Source organism: Streptomyces sp. NBC_00820 (genome assembly GCF_036347055.1).
Lineage (GTDB): Bacteria > Actinomycetota > Actinomycetes > Streptomycetales > Streptomycetaceae > Streptomyces.
Genome location: NZ_CP108882.1, coordinates 3,435,863 through 3,454,576 on the forward strand (window position 1 = coordinate 3,435,863; position 18,714 = coordinate 3,454,576).

Sequence of the window (18,714 nt, forward strand, 5' to 3'; positions counted from 1 at the left end):
GCGCCGGGCACCGGCGGGTGGCGCCGTGCGGCGCGAACCGCTACTTCCGCGAACCGCTACTTCTGCAGCACCGACAGGTCCTCGTCCGCCTCCGGGACCGCCACCAGGCCTCGGTCGTTCGGGAGGGTCTGGATGGTGAAACCGGGGACGCCGGACTCGGTGGCGCTGAGGGTGCGGGCGGCGTAGACGGGGCCGCCCGAGACGGTCTCGACCGTGAGGGCGTAGGTGCCCTGGACGCCCGCGGCGGCGGGGATGTCCTGGGTGGTGCCGGCCTTGATCGTGTAGGTCTTCGTCGTGGCGCCGCCCCCCTCACTGCCCGCCGACGCGGTGACCTTGACCTGGGCGGTGGCCGAGGGCGCGGTCAGGGACAGCGTCGTGCCCTTGCCGCTGTTGTCGGCGGCGGTCGCCCGGCGGCCGACGGGCGCTGTGGCGGGGATGTACGCCGTCTCCTGGGCGGACCCCTTGCCGCGTACGACGCGCAGCGCCGCCACCACGGGGACCTGCTGGTCGGTGGGGGTGAGGACGAGGGAACCCGCCTCGCCCCGGGTGACGTCACCGAGGTCGGTCACGGTGGTCATACCGGACTTGACGTGCAACGTCTCGTTTCCGGCCGGGGTGATCGCGCCGCCGGCCGAGGCCAGCCGGACCTTGAGGTCGGCGTCGGCGTCGCCCGGCGTGAAGGCGATCAGGCGGACGTCGGTGGCGTCCTTGGGGATGCCGGGCAGCACCAGGCTGCCGGCCGGGTCGGTGGACGCGGCCAGCCAGTCGCCGCCCGCCTTGGCGTCCAGGGCCTGCACGGCCGCGCCGACCCGCCCGCTGCGCACGCTGACGTGCACGGTCAGGTCGGTCTGGTGCTGGTCGGTGAGCGTGGAGAGCAGGATCGGCTTGCTCGCGTGCGGCGGGACCGTGAAGCCGTCCGGCACCGTGGACTTGATCGCGCCGTCCTTGCCGTACAGCCCGACGTCGACGACCGCGGCGGAGTCGTCGGGGTTGGTGAGGTGCACGTAGTCGGTGCGGTCGACGGACGTGCTCGCGCCCGGGAACCAGAACTCGGTGTCGGCGGGCGCGCAGTTGACGCCGAGCAGGCCGCGCCCCGTGCCCGCGGCGACCTCGGTGGTCTCCTGGACGGTCCAGCCGGGCGCGAACTTCCCGTCGGCGGTGCCGATGAGGGCGGGCGTGTCGGAGCCCGAGGTGTCGCCGGTGGCGGGGGTGCCGGGTGCCTTCGGCGTCAGGACCGGCTTGTCCGCGCCCTTCTTGCCGCTCTTGCCCTTCGCGGCGCCGCCCGTGCCGTCGGTGGCGGACTGCTCGGCGGCGGCCTGGAGTTCGGCCTTGCCGCCGCTGTCCGTGCCCTGGGTGACGGGCGTGTACGACGTGTACGCCGTGTCGGCGATCTCGGAGTCGCTCGGCGCCGGGCACAGCAGGCTGGTGCGCTCCACGGGCAGCTCGGCCGCGGTCTTGGCGGAGCTCGCGCCGGACGCCGCGGGCGGGTCGGACGCGGCGAACGCGGTGACGGCGGCCAGCGCGGCCGTGCCGGCGATCAGGGACAGGGTGGTGCGGTTCACTGCTGGCTCCCGTCGGGGCGCTCACTGCCGGTGCCGTAGGGGTGCTGGGCCGGGTCGTAGCCCTGCGGGTACGCCGCAGGGTCGTACGGCGGCTGTTCGCCCGTGCCTCCGTAGGCGTAGGGGTCGTACTGGCCGGCCTGGTAGGGGTCGGGGTGGTACGCCTGCTGGTCGTAGCCGGCCGCCTGGTACGGGTCCTGGTACTGGCCGGTGCCGTAGCCCGGGTACTCGGCGCCCTCGTAGGAGGCGGGGTCCCACTCGTCGTACTGCTGTTGGTGCGGGACGGCGGCGGCCGGGGTCTCCTCGGCGGACGGCGGCATGCCGTCGGGGGCCGGGTGACCGGCCTCGTCGGGGCCGGCCTGTTCCTCGGCCTGGGCGCGCAGCCGGCGGGCACGGCGGCCCTCGCCGGCGGCGGCCTCGGCGGGCAGCGGCTGCTCCTCGGGGAGGTCGTCGTCGATGTCGCGGCGGCGGCCGGGCAGGGCGAGGACGACGAGGACGAGCGCGAGGGCTCCCTGGGTCCACAGCCAGGCGGTGTGGCCGATCGGGTCGTCGTAGGTGACGTCCAGCCTGCCGCCGCCGGCGGGGAGTTCGAAGCCCTGGGCCCAGCCGTCGAGGGTGGTGCGGGTGAGGGGCTTGCCGTCCAGGGTGGCCGTCCAGCCGTCGGCGGCGGCGTCGGCCAGGCGCAGCACGCGGCTGCCGGAGCCCGCCGGGACGGTGGTGTGGATCTCCACCGGTCCGGCGGCGACGGCCCGGGCGGTGCCGGAGCCGCCGGCGGGCACGATGGTGGCGCGGGAGACCTGCTCGTCGACGCGCCACAGGGCGCTGCCGTTCTGCTCGCTGAGCCGGCTCAGGCCCGGCGTGGCGTCCAGGACGCGGGCGACCTCGCGGGGCGCGCCCTTGTGGACGAGGACGTAGCGGACTGCGAAGCCGCCGAGCTGGCCGGACTGGTCGGCGCCGGATCCGGCCACGAGGTTGGCGACGACCTTGTCGAGGCGGGTGTTCTCGCCGTCGGAGGAGGCGAGTTCGGCGTCGCCCATGCGGGCGCCGGAGCCGCGCACGAGCGTGTAGCGCACGCGGGCGGTGGAGTCGCTGTCGAGGACCAGGGTGCGGGCCTGGTCGCGCGTGCCGGCGTCCTCGGCGACGAACGCGGGCACCTGGGTCGGGTCGCGGCGTTCCAGCGGGCCGTCGGCGCCGCGGATCATCCAGCCGGCGGCGAGGAGCAGCGGGCCCGCGGCCGAGGCGAAGGCGATCAGGGCGGCGACGGGCTGGCGCCAGCCGAAGCTCTGCTCGGCCACGCGCGCGCGTGCGCCGTCGGCGCCGAGCGCCGCGGCCGCCAGCAGGGCGATGCCGTAGACGAGGGTGGCCGGTCCGGCCCAGGTGGAGCGGTTGGACAGGACGGCGAAGACGAGGGCCACCAGGGCGGCCGCCCAGGCGGTCCGGATGCCGAACTGCCGCTCGGAGCGCAGGAGCGCGGCCAGGGCGGCCAGGACGATGCCGATGAGCATCAGGCCGTCCACGGTGCCGGGTCCGCCGGGGCGGGCGCCGAGCAGGTCGAGCGCGGAGGCGGCCGAGGGGCCGTACTCCAGGCCGGCTTCCTTGAAGAAGCCGAACGGGAGCAGGGTCAGCGACCAGGGCGCGAGGACCAGCAGCGGGGTGCCGAGCTGGGCGAGGTAGCGCAGGCCGTGGGCGACGAGGTCGGAGCGGCGCACGGCGAGGACGCCGAGGCCGAGGATCAGCGCGATGGGCCAGACGATCGGCGTGAACGCGGTGGTGAGGGTCAGCAGCAGCGCGTACGCCCAGGTCGCGCGCCAGCTTCCGCGCGAGCCGGAGCGGTTGGCGAGACCGCTCGCTGCGATGCCGGCGCGGGCCATGAGCGGCAGCAGCACGGCGAGTACGGCGGTGCCGATGCGGCCGCCGGCCAGGGAGCCGGTGACGGCGGGCAGGAAGGCGTAGGCGATGGCCGCCCAGGCGCGCAGCAGACGTGAGTCGACCAGGGGGCGGGCGGCGAAGTAGGCGGCGAAGCCGGCCAGGGGCACCGAGCCGACCAGCAGGACGGTGACGGCGAGGCCGGTGGAGCCGAAGAGCAGCGACGCGAAGGTCGCGACGACGGCGAGGTAGGGCGGCGCCGAGGGGGTGCCGCCCGCGCCCACCGCGTGCCAGGCGTCGAAGTAGCGGGACCAGAGGTCGCCGGCGCCGGGCGGTACGGGCAGCAGGGCGCCGCCCGCGAGCGCGCCCCCGCCGAGCAGGGCGCGGCAGGCGGCGAGGGAGATCAGCAGCAGGGTCAGGAAGAGCACCGGGCCGGGGTTGCGGGCGATGCGCTTGAGCCGGGCGTACTGCTCGATCTCCAGGAAGTCGGTGTCGTCGCCCGGCCCGGACTCGACGGCGCCGCCGTGCCGGCCGGCCGAGGAGGTGTCGCTGTCGGACCGGCCGGCGAAGTTGCCCGCGACCTGTTCCACGGTGGCGCGGATGGTCGCCCCGGGCGGCGGGAAGAGCTGGCGCAGTTCGCCCTTGTCGATCTGCGAGGGTCCGCGGCTGCGCCGGCCGGCCAGGATCCGCTCGGGGCGCAGCAGGGTGCCCAGCAGGCCGCGGATCTCGTCGACGGCCTGGCCGGGGACCTTGCCGACGAGGTAGGCGAGGGTGCGCAGGAGGGTGCCGAGGACGAGCCGCAGCAGCACCCAGGGCAGCGCCGCCGCACGGGTGTTGACGAGCAGGGTGTAGATGGCACCCGCCTTGTCGACCTTGTGCGGCGAGGCGGTGGTGCGGCCCGCGCAGTCGACGGTGCGGCGCTCGCGCGAGGCGGCCTCGGCGTGCCGTACGACCGCCTCGGGGGCGACGAGGACGCGGTGGCCGGCGGCGTGGGCGCGCCAGCACAGGTCGACGTCGTCGCGCATGAGGGGCAGCCGGCGGTCGAATCCGCCGAGCTGTTCAAAGACGTCGCGGCGGACGAGCATGCCCGCGGTGGAGACGGACAGCACGGTGCGGACGTGGTCGTGCTGGCCCTGGTCCTGCTCGCGGCGGTCCAGGCCGGTCCAGCGGCGGCCGGAGTTGGCGATGGAGACGCCGACCTCCAGCAGTTGCCGGCGGTCGTACCAGCCGCGGAGCTTGGGGCCGACGATCGCCACGTCGTCGCGGCCGAGTTCGAGTTCGTTGTCGACGACCCGGAGCAGCTCGGCGAGGGCGTCGGGCTCGGGGGCACAGTCGTCGTGCAGCAGCCAGAGCCACTGGACGGGTTCGCCGTGCGGCAGGTCGGGCAGGTCGTAGGCGTCGTCGCGCCAGCTGCGGGTGACGGGGTCCCAGCCACTGGGGCGCTTCAGGTACGGCAGGTCGTCCGGGGTGAGCCAGGGCGCGTTGCGGCTGGCCTCCTCGACGGCCTGGCCGAAGCCGGTGCGCCGGGCGAGGTGCAGGACGTTGGCGTCCCCGAGCATCTCGGCGACCAGCTCGGCCGACTGGTCCCCGCTGCCGGTGTCGGCCGCCACCGCGTGCTGCACCGGGCGCTCCTGGCCGAGCAGCCCGGCGAGTGCGTCGGGCAGCCAGCGGGCGCCGTCATGGGAAACGAGGACGGCCGTCACCACGTGGCGCGGGAACTCCGGTGGGCGGGCCTGGTCGAACGCCGCACTGGCGGCTTCGTGTTGGGCTGCCGAATGACTGTGCACGGACATCGAGGTACGGGCCCCGGTTCGCTGGACTGCGGTGGACGCCGACGCCTCCGACGGGGAGCGCGGCGTCTCGGACGATCGCCCACACTATCTGCTGGTCATGACGACGGCCCGCCGCCTGTGGATAACCCACCCGTGACGGGCCGTTCGCAACATTTGTACGGCGCTTTTCCCGCCGTTCGGTCAGACGGCGGCCGGAGCGCGATCAGAACCCGGTCAGACGGCGGCCTTCTTCAGTCGGCGGCGCTCACGCTCGGACAGGCCGCCCCAGATGCCGAAGCGTTCGTCGTTGGCGAGGGCGTATTCGAGGCACTCCGAGCGGACCTCACAGGCGAGGCAGACCTTCTTCGCCTCTCTGGTCGAGCCGCCCTTCTCGGGGAAGAAGGACTCGGGGTCGGTCTGGGCGCACAGCGCGCGCTCCTGCCAGCCGAGTTCCTCGTCCGCGTCGTCGACCAGCAGTTGCTGCACCAGCTCGGTCATGTGCGCCCCTCGTCTGTCTTTCGCGTCCCCGTGCGTAGCCGTCACCGGCTGAACGACACGAGTGAAATTACAAGTGTGCTGCTCCGGGCGAGTCAAGCCGAGATCTGCTATTGGGCCCGTTATTCACTCTGCGGAACCAAGGCCGTGCGGAAAGTGTTCAAATCGGCATAAACCTTGACACGCAGGCGAGGCGCCGAGGGGCGTCGTTCTTCGCGCGGGCCTCGCACAAGGGTCTGTACGAAGGAAGACGCCCCCGTGTTCGATCGCGTTCCGCGAGGCTCGAGCACTCGGATGTGCGCGATGTGTCCCGGCGGCCGGGTGAACAAACCTTTCACCTGACAGATGAACCGGATGGGGTGAACCATGTCCCACATACCGGGTCCCGAGTTGACATCACGAGTGTGAACCGTTGTCCTAGTGGGCATGCTCGCGAACTTGGCGCCCACCTCGACCCGCACCGCCGGGTCCCTCGGTGCCGCCCGCGCGCGCTGTAGCTGTTGTTGCTGTTCCAGCTGTTGAGCCCATCGCGCTCCGGCTGTTCCCGGGCCCATCTCGGCCCGGCCGCGTCTCCCCGGTCCTGAACCCCTCACCAGGACACCCGCACGCCCCGCGACCCGGGGCGCACGCCAAGCGACACCCAGCCCCCTCTTCCGCCGAGGACCCCGCATCCCGATGAACAGCGACAACGATCTCCAGATCGCCGGCGACATCCTCGAAGTCCCGCACCTGCTCCAGCCCCCGCGCGAGCATCCGGCCACCGTCGCCGAGTTCGCGGGCCTCGCCCGCGCCATCGCCGCCGACCGCTCCCGGTGGGCTGACCTGGTCCGCTACGACACCACCACCCGCTGGTACCACCGGCTGCGCACCGTTCCCCAGGCTCCCGGCTCCGCCCGCGCGGGACAGACCCCGGCCGGCTACGAGGTCTGGCTGCTGTCCTGGGTCCCCGGGCAGGGCAGCGGGCTGCACGGCCACGGCCGCTCCTCCGGCATCCTCACGGTCCTGGAGGGCAGCCTGACCGAGCGCACCGAGCGCGGCACGCGCGCACTGACGGCGGGCGCGCAGCGCGTGTTCGCTCCGGGGTACGTGCACGAGGTGGTCAACGACGCGCTGGAGCCCGCGGTGAGCCTGCACATCTACTACCCGGGCCTGACCGAGATGCCGATGCACACGTCGCCCCACTGCGAGGCGCGCACCGAGCCGCACGCGGTGACGGCTTCTTACGGCCTCACCAACAGGTGAGCTGACGGTTCGCCATGTTGACCGCCTGACGCGTTGTCGTACCCGCCTGCCAGACTTGTCCCATGCGCATTGTGGTTCTGGCAGGCGGCATCGGCGGTGCCCGTTTCCTTCGTGGTCTGAAGCGGGCCGCGCCGGACGCGGACATCACGGTCATCGGCAACACCGGCGACGACATCCATCTCTTCGGGCTGAAGGTCTGTCCGGACCTCGACACGGTGATGTACACGCTCGGCGGCGGCATCAACGAGGAGCAGGGCTGGGGACGGGAGGACGAGACCTTCCGCGTCAAGGAGGAGCTGGCGGCCTACGGCGCCGGCCCGGAGTGGTTCGGGCTGGGCGACCGGGACTTCGCCACGCACATCGTGCGGACGCAGATGCTCGACGCCGGCTACCCGCTCAGCGCGGTCACCGAGGCGCTGTGCGACCGCTGGAAGCCGGGCGTGCGGCTGATCCCGATGACCGACGACCGCGTGGAGACCCATGTGGCCGTCGCACCGGCCGACGGCGACGGCGAGCGTCGGGTCGTGCACTTCCAGGAGTACTGGGTGCGGCTGCGCGCTGCGGTCCCGGCGGAGGCGATCGTGCCGGTGGGCGCCGAGCAGTCCAAGCCCGCGCCAGGTGTCCTGGAGGCCATCGCCGAGGCCGACGTCATCCTCTTCCCGCCGTCCAACCCGGTCGTGTCCATCGGCACGATCCTCGCCGTGCCCGGCATCCGGGAGGCCATCGCCGACGCCGGCGTGCCGGTGGTGGGCCTGTCCCCCATCGTCGGGGACGCGCCCGTGCGCGGGATGGCCGACAAGGTGCTGGCCGCGGTCGGCGTGGAGTCCACGGCCGCGGCGGTGGCCGCGCACTACGGCTCCGGTCTGCTGGACGGCTGGCTGGTCGACACCGTCGACGCGGACGTGGTCGGGCGCGTCGAGGAGGCCGGCATCCGCTGCAGGGCCGTACCGCTGATGATGACCGACGTGGACGCGACCGCGCGGATGGCGCGAGAGGCGCTGGCGCTGGCCGAGGAGGTGCGGGGGGCTTGAGCGAGCAGGCATTCCCTGACGAGGACGCCGAGCGCGCCGCGGACGCCTCGCACGCTGCGGACGCCGCGTACCGGGTGTGGGCGCTGCCCGGGATCCCCGAGGTGCGGCAGGGCGACGACCTGGCCAAGCTGATCGCCACCGCCGAGCCCGCGCTGGCCGACGGGGACGTGCTGCTCGTCACCTCCAAGATCGTGTCCAAGGCCGAGGGCCGGATCGTCGAGGCCACCGACCGGGAGGCGGCGATCGACGCCGAGACGGTCCGGGTCGTGGCCCGGCGCGGCCCCCTGCGCATCGTCGAGAACCGGCAGGGCCTGGTCATGGCCGCCGCCGGCGTGGACGCCTCCAACACCCCCGCCGGCACGGTCCTGTTGCTGCCCGAGGATCCGGACGCGTCCGCGCGCGCGATCCGCGACGGGCTGCGGGACGCCCTCGGCGTCACCGTGGGGGTCGTCGTCACGGACACGTTCGGGCGGCCCTGGCGCGCGGGGCTCACGGACGTGGCGATCGGCGCCGCCGGAGTGCGCGTGCTGGACGATCTGCGCGGTGGCACGGACGCGTACGGCAACCCGCTCAGCGCCACCGTCGTCGCCACCGCGGACGAACTGGCCGCCGCGGGTGACCTGGTCAAGGGCAAGGCGGCGGGACGGCCGGTGGCCGTGGTGCGCGGGCTGTCCCACGCGGTGACCGGCGGGTCCCCCGAGGAGAACGACGGGACCGAGGGGCACGCAGGAGACGAGGGGGCGCGGGCGCTGGTGCGCTCCGCGCGGGACGACATGTTCCGGCTCGGCACCTCCGAGGCCGTCCGGGAGGCGGTGACGCAGCGGCGCACGGTACGGGCCTTCACCGGCGAACCCGTCGACCCCGGCGCGGTGCGCCGCGCGGTGGCCGCCGCCGTGACGGCGCCCGCGCCGCACCACACCACGCCGTGGCGGTTCGTGCTGCTGGAGTCGGCAAAGTCCCGGACCGGGCTGCTCGACGCGATGCGCGACGCCTGGATCGCCGACCTGCGCCGGGACGGCAAGAGCGAGGAGTCGATCGCCAAGCGGGTGCGCCGCGGGGACGTCCTGCGCAACGCGCCGTATCTGGTCGTGCCGTGCCTCGTCATGGACGGCTCGCACACCTACGGCGACGCGCGGCGGGACGGCGCGGAACGGGAGATGTTCGTCGTCGCGATGGGCGCGGGCGTGCAGAACTTCCTGGTCGCGCTGGCCGGTGAGCGGCTGGGGTCGGCCTGGGTGTCGTCGACGATGTTCTGCCGGGACGTGGTGCGCGAGGTGCTGGGGCTGCCCGCCGGCTGGGATCCGATGGGCGCGGTGGCGGTCGGGCATCCGGCTCAGGAGCCGAGCGCGCGGGCGGCGCGGGACGCGGGGGCGTTCGTCGAGGTGCGGTGAATGTCCCTGGGAACCGCGCGGTCTCGCCTAGTCTCGTAGGACAGCCCACCAGCACCCCTGGGACCTCACTCGTGGCAGGACGTTTCGCTCCGCGGCCCACGCGCACGACCGTGCGCGGCGGGGAGGTCGCCGTACCCACCGCCCCCGCCGCGTCCGCCGGACACGCCCCGCACTCCGGGCTGCCCCGGCAGGCGGCGGGACCGGCGCGGGTGCGCAGGTGGGTGCCGGACGGGCCGCTGGACGTCGGGCTGGTGCTCGGGCCGCTGCGCCGCGGGCCCGGCGATCCGACGTTCCGGGCGACTCCGGACGGCTCCGTGTGGCGGACCGCCCAAACGCCCGCCGGGCCCGGGACCCTGCGGGTGCGGCGGTACGACGGTGAGGTGGCCGGCGAGGCGTGGGGGCCCGGGGCCGAGTGGCTGCTGGAGCGGTTGCCGCAGCTGCTGGGCGGGGCCGACGACCCGGACGCGTTCGTGCCCCGGCACCGGGTGGTGGCACTGGCCCGGCACCGGCGGCCGGGGCTGCGCCTGACGCGGACCGGGCTGGTGCTGGAGTCGTTGATCCCTTCGGTGCTGGAGCAGAAGGTCACGACCGACGAGGCGTACCGGGCGTGGCGACGGCTGGTACGGCGGTTCGGGGAGCCGGCGCCGGGCCCCGCGGGGGCGGGCGAGCGGCCGATGTGGGTGATGCCCTCGGCACGGACCTGGGCGCTGATCCCCTCCTGGGAGTGGCACCGGGCCGGGGTCGACGACAAGCGGGCGTCGACGATTCTGCGCGCCGTGCGGGTTGCCGCGCGGCTCGAGCAGGCGGTGGAGATGTCTCCGGACGAGGCTCGGGCGCGGCTGGAGGTCGTGCCGGGGATCGGGCCGTGGACGTCGGCGGAGGTGGTGCAGCGCAGCCACGGGGCTGCGGACGCGGTCACCGTCGGGGATCTGCATCTGCCGGGGATCGTGGGATGGGTGCTGGCGGGCGACCGTCACGCCGACGACGCGGAGATGCTGCGGCTGCTGGAACCGTATGCGGGGCAGCGGCACCGTGCGGCGCGGCTGATCCTGCTGAGCGGGAACGCGCCGGCTCGGCGGGCGCCGAAGATGCCTCGCGTGGACATCGGGCTGCTCTGAGGCCCGCGTCTGCGGCTGACAGGGCGGAACGCGTGCCCCCTGGCCCCGGCCGGGTCCGGTCGGGTACGGACGCTGGTCGTCTGCGGGAGCGTCGTGGCTGGTCGCGCAGTTCCCCGCGCCCCTGAGGGGGTCCGGGCGGTGGTCGTCTGCGAGAGCGGCGTGGTCGGTCGCGCAGTTCCCCGCGCCCCTGAGGGGGTCCGGGCGGTGGTCGTCTGCGAGAGCGGCGTGGCTGGTCGCGCAGTTCCCCGCGCCCCTGAGGGGGTCCGGGCGGTGGTCGTCTGCGAGAGCGGCGTGGTCGGTCGCGCAGTTCCCCGCGCCCCTGAGGGGTACGGGCGCTGGTCGTCTGCGGGAGCGGCGTGGTCGGTCGCGCAGTTCCCCGCGCCCCTGAGGGGGTCCGGGCGGTGGTCGTCTGCGAGAGCGGCGTGGTCGGTCGCGCAGTTCCCCGCGCCCCTGAGGGGGTCCGGGCGGTGGTCGTCTGCGGGAGCGTTGGGGCTGGTCGCGTAGTTGCCCGCGCCCCCTGGGGGCGCGGGTGCCTCCTGGCTGGCCTTACTCACTCAGCGGTCGGACGAGAACCGCACCGCCCCCGCCGGGATACGCGCGTCGCACCATACCCGCGCGCCCTCGCACAGCTCGTTGTCGGCGCCGATGACCGCGCCGTCGCCGATCACCGTGCCGGTGAGGACGGAGCGGCTGCCTACGCGGGCCCGGGTGCCGATGAGGGAGTCGGTGATGACGGCGCCGGGTTCGATGACGGCGCCGGGGAGGATGGTGGAGCCGTAGATCCGGGCGCCCTCGGCGACGGTGGCCCCCTCGCCCACCACGGTCCCGCCCGCCAGCTTCGCGTCCGGCGCCACCGTGGCCGTCGGCAGGATCAGGCGGTCGCCGCAGCGGCCGGGGACCGCCGGGGACGGGGCCCGGCCGAGGACCAGGTCGGCCGAGCCGCGGACGAAGGCCGCGGGGGTGCCGAGGTCCAGCCAGTACGTGGAGTCGACCATGCCCTGAAGGTGGGCACCGGCCGCCAGCAGGTCCGGGAACGTCTCGCGTTCCACGGAGACCGGCCGGCCCGCCGGGATCGTGTCGATGACCGAGCGGCGGAAGACGTACGCCCCCGCGTTGATCTGGTCGGTGACGATCTCCTCCGGCGTCTGCGGCTTCTCCAGGAAGGCCAGGACGCGGCCGGTCCCGTCGGTGGGGACGAGGCCGTACGCCCTCGGGTCCGTCACCTGCGTCAGGTGCAGGGAGACGTCCGCGCCCGTCGACTCGTGGGTGGCGACCAGGGCCCTGATGTCCAGGCCGGTCAGGATGTCGCCGTTGAAGATCAGGACCGGGTCGTCGGGGCCGGAGTGCAGGCGTGAGGCCACGTTGCGGATCGCGCCGCCCGTGCCGAGGGGCTCCTCCTCGGTGACGTACTCGATGTGCAGGCCCAGCGAGGCGCCGTCGCCGAAGTGCGGTTCGAAGACCTCGGCGAGATAGCTCGTGGCGAGGACGATGTGCTCCACGCCCGCGGCGCGCGCTCGCGCCAGCTGGTGGGTGAGGAACGGCACGCCCGCCGCACGGACCATGGGCTTGGGCGTGTGCACCGTGAGCGGCCGCAGCCGGGTTCCCTTGCCACCGACCAGGAGGATCGCTTCTGTCACCTGTCGTCTCTGCTTCCTGCCGGGACCGGCCGAACTACTCATTCCGGCCGGCCAGTCTATGCAGACCGTGCGACGGTGCCCTCGATGGCCACGCGGTGCCGCAGTCCCGGTCGCCCGGCGGCCCCGGTCCCTCGGCCGCTCCGCGGCCCCTGCCCTCGGTACCGCCGCTCCTCAACGCCCCTGGTACTTGGCCGCGCTGGAACGGGCGGTGCCGAGCCTGGTGTAGAGCCGCTTGCCGGGGCAGTCGGTGGCGTACCCGTCCCGATGGCCGGAGATCACGTTCAGTCGTACGCTCTTCCCCTTTGGGTAGAGGTTGCCACCGCCCGACGTCAGATATGTCTTCGCGCGCGGATCGGCCCCGGAGAGTCCGAGTTTCCAGGCGGTGAGCCGGGCGATGGCCGTCACGGCGGCGCCGGAGGGCTTCGTCGAGCCGTAGGCGCCGATCACGGCGATGCCCATGCTGTTGGTGTTGAACCCGAGCGTGTGGGCGCCGAGCACCGCCTTCGCGGCTCCCCCGGCGCGGCCCTCGTAGATGGTTCCGCACTTGTCGACGAGGAAGTTGTAGCCGATGTCCCGCCAGCCCATGCTCTTGACGTGGTAGCGGTAGATACCGCGGATGACGGAAGGTGCCTGCGCGCAGGTGTACTTGTTGCCCGACGCCGTGTGGTGCACGAACGCCGCCTTGACCTTCTTCGTGTAGACGAACCCGCGTTCGCGCAGCGACTCGTCCGCGCCCCAGCCTCGCCGCGTCACGATCCGCGGGCGCGGCCCGATGTACGGCTTGCCGCTCGGCACCTCGCCGGTGAGGCGGATCAGTTCCTGCTCGGTGGCCCCCCGGTCCAGCTCGGGGATCTCGGTGGCGCCGAAGGGCGCGAGGTCGGTGTTGGCCGCGTAGGCGGCGACGGTGGCGTCCGTGGCGCTCGTGACGTCCAGGGCGTTCGTGGCATCCGCGACGCCCGTCGTGTCCGTCGTGTCCGTGGCATCCGTGGCGTCCGTGGTGTCCGTCCCGGGGCCGGTGCGGGGCACGTCGGCGGGCCGGCCCCAAGGCGGTGTCTCGTCACCGGGGTCGACGAGTTCGAGGCGCAGTCCGGCGGGCAGCGGCCAGTACGGCCCCGTGTCGCGACCGCCGGCCTTGCCGGCCGTACCCGTCTTACCGGCGCCGGCGGCTCCCGCCGTGACCCGTACGTCCACGCCGTCGGACTTCCCCACCCACAGCGGAGCCGTGGCTCCGCGCACCCGGCCCGAGGCGCGCTCGGCCGTACCGGGGTCGGCACCGTGCTCCTCCTCGCGGGTCTCGACGGCCTGCCAGGCGGACCAGCGCCCGGTGGCGACGGACCGGGTACGGACCTGGACCCGGCCGCGCAGCTCGATGTCCGGGTCGTCCCATACGACGCCGACCAGCGCGAAGTTCCGTACGTGCGCCCGGTACAGGCCCTGCTCCGGGGCCCCGCCGAGCGCACGGTCGCGGGAGCGGGGGGCGAGGGGCAGCGACTGGGTACTGCCCGCGACCGCACCACCCCGGCCCGCGGCAGCCGGCCGTTCCGTTCGCGCGGCCGCGGCGGACGCCGGTACCGCCGCCGGGAGGGCGAGTACGGCCGCGCACACGACACCGATCGAGGAGGCACCGGTCGGGGAGGAGAGGAATACACGCATGTCCCCGATCTTGGACAGAGTCATATAAATCTGTCCATCCCGGAACTGACGGGCTGTCGGAAGCCCATCCGCCGAACCGGTGGCCCGGCCGCACGGTGCGCGCCGTCGCCCCGGCGTACCCTTGCGCGGGTGAATGCCACCGATCGCACCCCTGCCGACCTGCTGCGTTCCGCGCTCGCCGCGGATCCCGGCCGCCCCCTGGTGACCTTCTACGACGACTCCACGGGGGAACGCGTCGAACTGTCCGTGGCCACCTTCGCCAATTGGGTGGCCAAGACCGCCAACCTCCTCCAGGGCGACCTGTCGGTCGGCCCCGGCGACCGGGTCGCGCTGCTGCTGCCCGCGCACTGGCAGACGGCGGTGTGGCTGCTGGCGTGCGCGTCGGTGGGCGCGGTGGCGGACGTCGGCGGGGACCCGAAGGCGGCGGACGTGGTCGTCAGCGGGCCGGACTCGCTGGACGCCGCACGGGCGTGCACCGGCGAGCGGGTGGCCCTGGCGCTCCGCCCGCTGGGCGGGAGGTTCCCGCAGACCCCGCCGGGCTTCGCCGACTACGCCGTGGAGGTGCCGGGCCAGGGAGACCGCTTCGCGCCGTTCGCGCCGGTCGACCCGGAGGAGCCGGCGCTGATCGTGGCCGGGGCGGAGTTCAGCGCTGCCGAGGTGGTCGAGCGCGCCCTGACCGACGCGCCGTCGCTGGACCTGACGGGACCCGGGTCCCGACTGCTGTCGGGGCTGTCGTACGACACCTGGGAGGGGCTCGGCGCGGGGCTCTACGCGCCGCTGGCGGTCGGCGGGTCCGTGGTGCTGTGCCGGAACTCGGACCGGCTCGACGAGGAGGCGCTCGCCAGGCGGATCGAGGACGAGCGGGTCACCGCGGTACGCCGCTGAGGGCGGACGGGGTGCCGCTGAGGACGGACGGGACGCCAGGACGGCGGTACGGCGGTACGGCGGTACGGCGGTACGGCGGTACGGCGGTACCGCCGAGCGGCGGACGCCGAAGCCCCGGGAGTCGCGGGAGCCGGAGAAGCCGTCGGGGCAGCCGGAGGAGCCGGAGCCGCGAGGACGTTTTCGCAGGTCGGGACCCTGTGGCGGAGCCGCGGAGGGGTGCCGCCCGACCCCCGTGGCAGCATGGCCGCCGTCCCCCACTTGGAGTAGTACAGGGCGCCTCGGCTCTCCCTCCCCGGCATGGTCGTAGGAGCAGAGGCTTGACGCTCGTACGACCGTGAGGGGGGCCGCACGTGACCGACACAGGCGGCCGCAGACCCCTCGGCCCCGGTCTCGGGTCCTCCGCGACCGGGGACGGCCTGGCGCGCCGGCACCGGCGGCGGTGGGCCGAGCGGGCCGCGCTCGGGCTGGCCCTGCTGATCGTGGCGGGCGCCGGCAGCGGCTGGGCCGTGTACGCCAAGCTCAGCGGCAACATCACCCCCGACGAGGCGGCCGCCCGGGAACTCGCCCGTTACGAGCGGGAGCGGCCCACCGCGCTGGTGCGGGACGCGCAGAACATCCTGCTGATCGGCTCCGACACCCGGGCCGGGAGCGGCAACTCGCAGTACGGGCGGGACCTCGGCAGCGAGCGGTCCGACACGACGATCCTGCTGCACCTGGCGGCCGACCGGCGCAGCGCCACCGCCGTCTCGCTGCCCCGGGACCTGATGGTGGACATACCCGGCTGCCTGCGGGCGGACGGCGGCCGCAGCGTGCCGGTCTTCGCGATGTTCAACCAGGCCTTCCAGGTCGGCGGCTCGGCGTGCACGATCCGGACCGTCGAGAAGCTGACGGGCGTCCGGGTCGACCACCACGTGGTGATCGACTTCAGTGGGTTCAAGGACATGGTGGACGCCGTCGACGGGGTGCAGGTGTGTCTGAAGGAGCCCATAGACGACGAGGCCGCCAGGCTGAAGCTGTCCGCGGGCCGGGTGACGCTCGACGGGGAGCAGGCGCTGGGGTACGTGCGGGCACGCAAGTCGCTCGGAAACGGCAGCGACACCGAGCGGATGGAGCGGCAGCAGCGCTTTCTCGGCGCGCTGGTCGACAAGATGCAGAGCAACGACGTCCTGCTGAATCCGGCGAAGCTGTATCCGGTGCTGGACGCGGCGACCTCGTCGCTCACCACGGACCCGGAGCTGGCCAGTCTGCGCGGCTTGTACCAGTTGGTCCGGGGGCTGCGCGACATCCCCACCGAACATGTGCAGTTCCTGACAGTGCCGAGGGAGTCGTACGTCTACAACGCCAATCGCGACCAGCTCGTGGAGCCGGAGGCGGCGAAGCTGTTCGCCCTGCTGCGGGCGGATCGGCCGGTGGCGGTGGCGAAGGATGTCCCTGATGTTCCGGATGCACCGACGGGGAACGCCTCGACAGCCCCGCCGGGGACCCCGGAGAACGGCGCCTCCCCCGGGCCGACGTTCGAGGGGAACACCGCCGCCGAGCGCACGTGCGAGTGACGGGCACACCAGCTCGGCGAACTCGCGTCCAGAAGTATGAGAGGGATTGCCCGGTTGCGGGCAGGTGGAATTCGTCACGAGCGTCACTCCGCGCTGAACTGGACGGATAGTGTGAGCGACCCGGTGCACCCGGCCGCGAGGTCCGTCCTTGCGTCGTGCACCGTTTCAGCGAGACCCGAGCGCCTTGAGGGGGAAGGCGCCGCGTGGCCCCGACGGAGGATTCGGACAACCGTGGACGCGCAAAGCCGTGGGCGGGCGGACAACATCGACCCCGCCGACCAGTGGGTGATCAATCCGAACACCGGTGAATACGAACTGCGACTGGGCAGTTCCGCACCGCAGTCTTCGGTACCCGGCCCCCGCAGACCCGATCGTGGCGGCGGGACCGCACCGCGCGGCCGTGGTGACGCGTCACCCGCGCGGGACGCACATGAGCCGCACGACGTTCGCGATGCGCACGACGTCCGCGATGCGCACGGCGTTCGCGGGTCGCGTGAGACGCGGCAGAACCGCGACGCCGGGTCGCCCGCGCCGCGCCGCCGTCGCGGTGGTGGCGGTGGCGGCGGCGAGCCCGAGCAGTCGCAGGGGCCCCAGGGGCGACGCGGCCGCCGGCCGGCGAAGAAGAAGTCGGGCGCCAAGAAGGCGCTGGCGTGGACCGCCGGAGGCACGGCCTTCGTGCTGGTCGCCGGCGGCACGGCCGGCTACCTCTACCTCAGGCACCTCGAGGGCAACGTCACCACGACGGACATCGGCAGCGCGGGCAAGAACGGCTTCAGCAAGGCCGAGGCCTTCAACATCCTGATCATCGGCACCGACAAGCGCACCGGCAAGGGCAACGAGGGGTACGGCGACCCGAACAGCATCGGTCACGCCGACACCAACATCCTGCTGCACGTCTCCAAGGACCGGACGAACGCGACCGCGCTGAGCATTCCGCGCGACCTGATCGTGAACGTGCCGGACTGCCCGACGAGGCAGGAGGACGGCAGCGAGAAGGTGATCCCCGCCTCCGACAACGTCCGCTTCAACATCAGCCTCGGCCAGCTGGGGCGCGATCCGGGCTGCACCATGCGGACGGTCGACGAACTCACCGGAGCCTCGGTCGACCACTTCATGATGGTGGACTTCAACGCGGTGAAGACGCTGACGACGGCGGTCGACGGCGTCGACGTGTGCCTCAAGCACGCCGTGAACGACGAGGACTCGCACCTGAACCTGCCCGCGGGCCCGTCCAAGGTCCAGGGCGAACAGGCGCTGGCGTTCGTCCGCACCCGGCACAGCTGGGGCAACGAGGGCGACCTTGACCGCATCAAGGTGCAGCAGCAGTTCATGGCCTCGCTGATGCGCAAGATGTCCTCGGGCGACACCCTCACCAGCCCGACCAAGCTGGTCAAACTGGCGGAGGCGGCCACCAAGGCGCTGACCGTCGACAAGGGCATCGGCTCCGTGAACACGCTCAAGGACGTCGCGCTGGAGCTGAAGAAGGTGCCGCCGAAGAACATCTCCTTCGTGACGGTTCCCGTGCTCGACAACCCGGCCGACGGCATCCACCACAAGACCGTGATCGTCAATCCGAACGCCGCCCCGGACGTCTTCGACGCCATCAAGAACGACGTCTCCTTCACCGAGGTGAAGGAGAAGGAGAAGGCGGTCAAGGACGCCCAGGCCGCCCGGCTCAAGGGCAGCAGGTCCGCGGCCTCCGACGTACGGGTGCGGATCTTCAACGGCGGCGCCGTGGGTGGCAGCGCACAGGACACCCTGCAGTGGCTGCAGAACGAGAAGGGCGTGCTCAAGTCGGAGAACGCGGGCAACGCGCCGGCGGAACTGGCCAAGACCACGCTGGAGTTCGCACCCGACCAGGCGCCCCAGGCGCGGGAGCTGGCCGCTCTCATGGGCCTTCCCGGATCCGCGCTCAAGGCGGGCGAGAGCGTGACCAACTCCCAGGGGCTGCCCGCGATGACGCTGACCCTGGGCAAGGACTTCAAGGGCGCGGGAGCCTCCTTCTCCGGCCCGAAGAAGCCGCCGTCGGTCGACAAGTCCACGGCGGACAAGGTCCAGTGCGCCAGCTGAGCGGTACCCGCCGCGCCGTGCTCAAGATCACGCCCCCGCCCCGTTGCGCAAGGCGTCGGGATGGAGGCAAGTTAGTTGATTGTTCGTCAACTCATTGAAGAAACAGGGCAGATACGACAAGAAGGCACACGTTGGACGCCCCGTTCGCGACGGCCGCCTCAGCGGTCGCGCTCTTCACAGGGAGCCTGAACACGAACACCGCGGGCTCCGCCGGCCCGCGGCGGCACCCGCCCCCGGCAGCCGGTTCGGCAGCCACGGCGGACCGAACCACACCGGCGGTGGCACGGACTCCCACCTGAGCGCGTGCCAGAACATCCGTTGCGGCCAAGCCTGTTACCCGTCGCCGAGTTCGCCTCACAGGAGACTCTTACTCGCCGACTGGATAATGACTCGCACGACATCCGGGGTCGTGCGAGCCGACGGCCGGACAAACGCTCCACGC

Annotated in this window: 12 protein-coding genes; 7 read left to right on the forward strand and 5 right to left on the reverse strand. The window is 73.3% G+C overall.

The window, feature by feature from the left end; all coding sequences use genetic code 11:
* Positions 1-56: 56 nt before the first annotated feature.
* The 3 genes from OIB37_RS15525 to OIB37_RS15535 all read right to left on the reverse strand — a co-directional run bounded on the left by OIB37_RS15525 (position 57) and on the right by OIB37_RS15535 (position 5,695).
* Entirely contained in the window at positions 57-1,562 is a 1,506-nt protein-coding gene (locus OIB37_RS15525) for a DUF5719 family protein (protein ID WP_330458185.1), read from the reverse strand.
* Entirely contained in the window at positions 1,559-5,218 is a 3,660-nt protein-coding gene (locus tag OIB37_RS15530; RefSeq protein WP_330458186.1) for a glycosyltransferase family 2 protein, read from the reverse strand. Before OIB37_RS15530 ends, OIB37_RS15525 begins: the two co-directional genes overlap by 4 nt.
* A gap of 213 nt (positions 5,219-5,431) precedes the next feature.
* Entirely contained in the window at positions 5,432-5,695 is a 264-nt protein-coding gene (locus tag OIB37_RS15535) for a WhiB family transcriptional regulator (protein WP_003975777.1), read from the reverse strand.
* A gap of 672 nt (positions 5,696-6,367) precedes the next feature.
* On the opposite strand from OIB37_RS15535, the gene OIB37_RS15540 reads away from it, so the two are divergent.
* The 4 genes from OIB37_RS15540 (at position 6,368) to OIB37_RS15555 (ending at position 10,474) form a co-directional block, all read left to right on the forward strand.
* Entirely contained in the window at positions 6,368-6,934 is a 567-nt protein-coding gene (locus tag OIB37_RS15540; protein ID WP_330458187.1) for a cysteine dioxygenase, read from the forward strand.
* 62 nt (positions 6,935-6,996) lie between these two features.
* Positions 6,997-7,965 carry a 2-phospho-L-lactate transferase gene (gene cofD / locus OIB37_RS15545; RefSeq protein ID WP_330458188.1) on the forward strand — a complete coding sequence of 323 codons (969 nt, stop codon included), beginning with the start codon at positions 6,997-6,999 and terminating at the stop codon, positions 7,963-7,965.
* Positions 7,962-9,356 (forward strand): coenzyme F420-0:L-glutamate ligase, encoded by a 1,395-nt coding sequence (locus tag OIB37_RS15550; protein WP_330458189.1) that lies wholly within the window; start codon positions 7,962-7,964, stop codon positions 9,354-9,356. The genes cofD and OIB37_RS15550 overlap by 4 nt, the downstream gene beginning before the upstream one ends.
* A gap of 71 nt (positions 9,357-9,427) precedes the next feature.
* Positions 9,428-10,474: a DNA-3-methyladenine glycosylase family protein gene (locus OIB37_RS15555; RefSeq protein WP_330458190.1), complete on the forward strand. Its 1,047-nt coding sequence runs from the start codon at positions 9,428-9,430 to the stop codon at positions 10,472-10,474.
* A 554-nt stretch (positions 10,475-11,028) separates the two neighbouring features.
* Here OIB37_RS15555 and OIB37_RS15560 read toward each other — a convergent pair.
* Entirely contained in the window at positions 11,029-12,111 is a 1,083-nt protein-coding gene (locus OIB37_RS15560; RefSeq protein WP_330458191.1) for an NDP-sugar synthase, read from the reverse strand.
* A gap of 171 nt (positions 12,112-12,282) precedes the next feature.
* Positions 12,283-13,764: a peptidoglycan recognition protein family protein gene (locus tag OIB37_RS15565; protein WP_330458192.1), complete on the reverse strand. Its 1,482-nt coding sequence runs from the start codon at positions 13,762-13,764 to the stop codon at positions 12,283-12,285.
* A 129-nt stretch (positions 13,765-13,893) separates the two neighbouring features.
* Here OIB37_RS15565 and OIB37_RS15570 point away from each other — a divergent pair, with 129 nt between their 5' ends.
* The 3 genes from OIB37_RS15570 to OIB37_RS15580 all read left to right on the forward strand — a co-directional run bounded on the left by OIB37_RS15570 (position 13,894) and on the right by OIB37_RS15580 (position 18,272).
* On the forward strand, positions 13,894-14,649 hold the full coding sequence (locus tag OIB37_RS15570) for a TIGR03089 family protein (RefSeq protein WP_330458193.1): 756 nt from the start codon (positions 13,894-13,896) through the stop codon (positions 14,647-14,649).
* A gap of 350 nt (positions 14,650-14,999) precedes the next feature.
* Positions 15,000-16,202: an LCP family protein gene (locus OIB37_RS15575; protein ID WP_330458194.1), complete on the forward strand. Its 1,203-nt coding sequence runs from the start codon at positions 15,000-15,002 to the stop codon at positions 16,200-16,202.
* Positions 16,203-16,433: 231 nt separating this feature from the next.
* Positions 16,434-18,272, forward strand: coding sequence for an LCP family protein (locus tag OIB37_RS15580; RefSeq protein ID WP_330458195.1), 1,839 nt, complete (start codon positions 16,434-16,436; stop codon positions 18,270-18,272).
* The last annotated feature ends 442 nt before the right edge of the window (positions 18,273-18,714 follow it).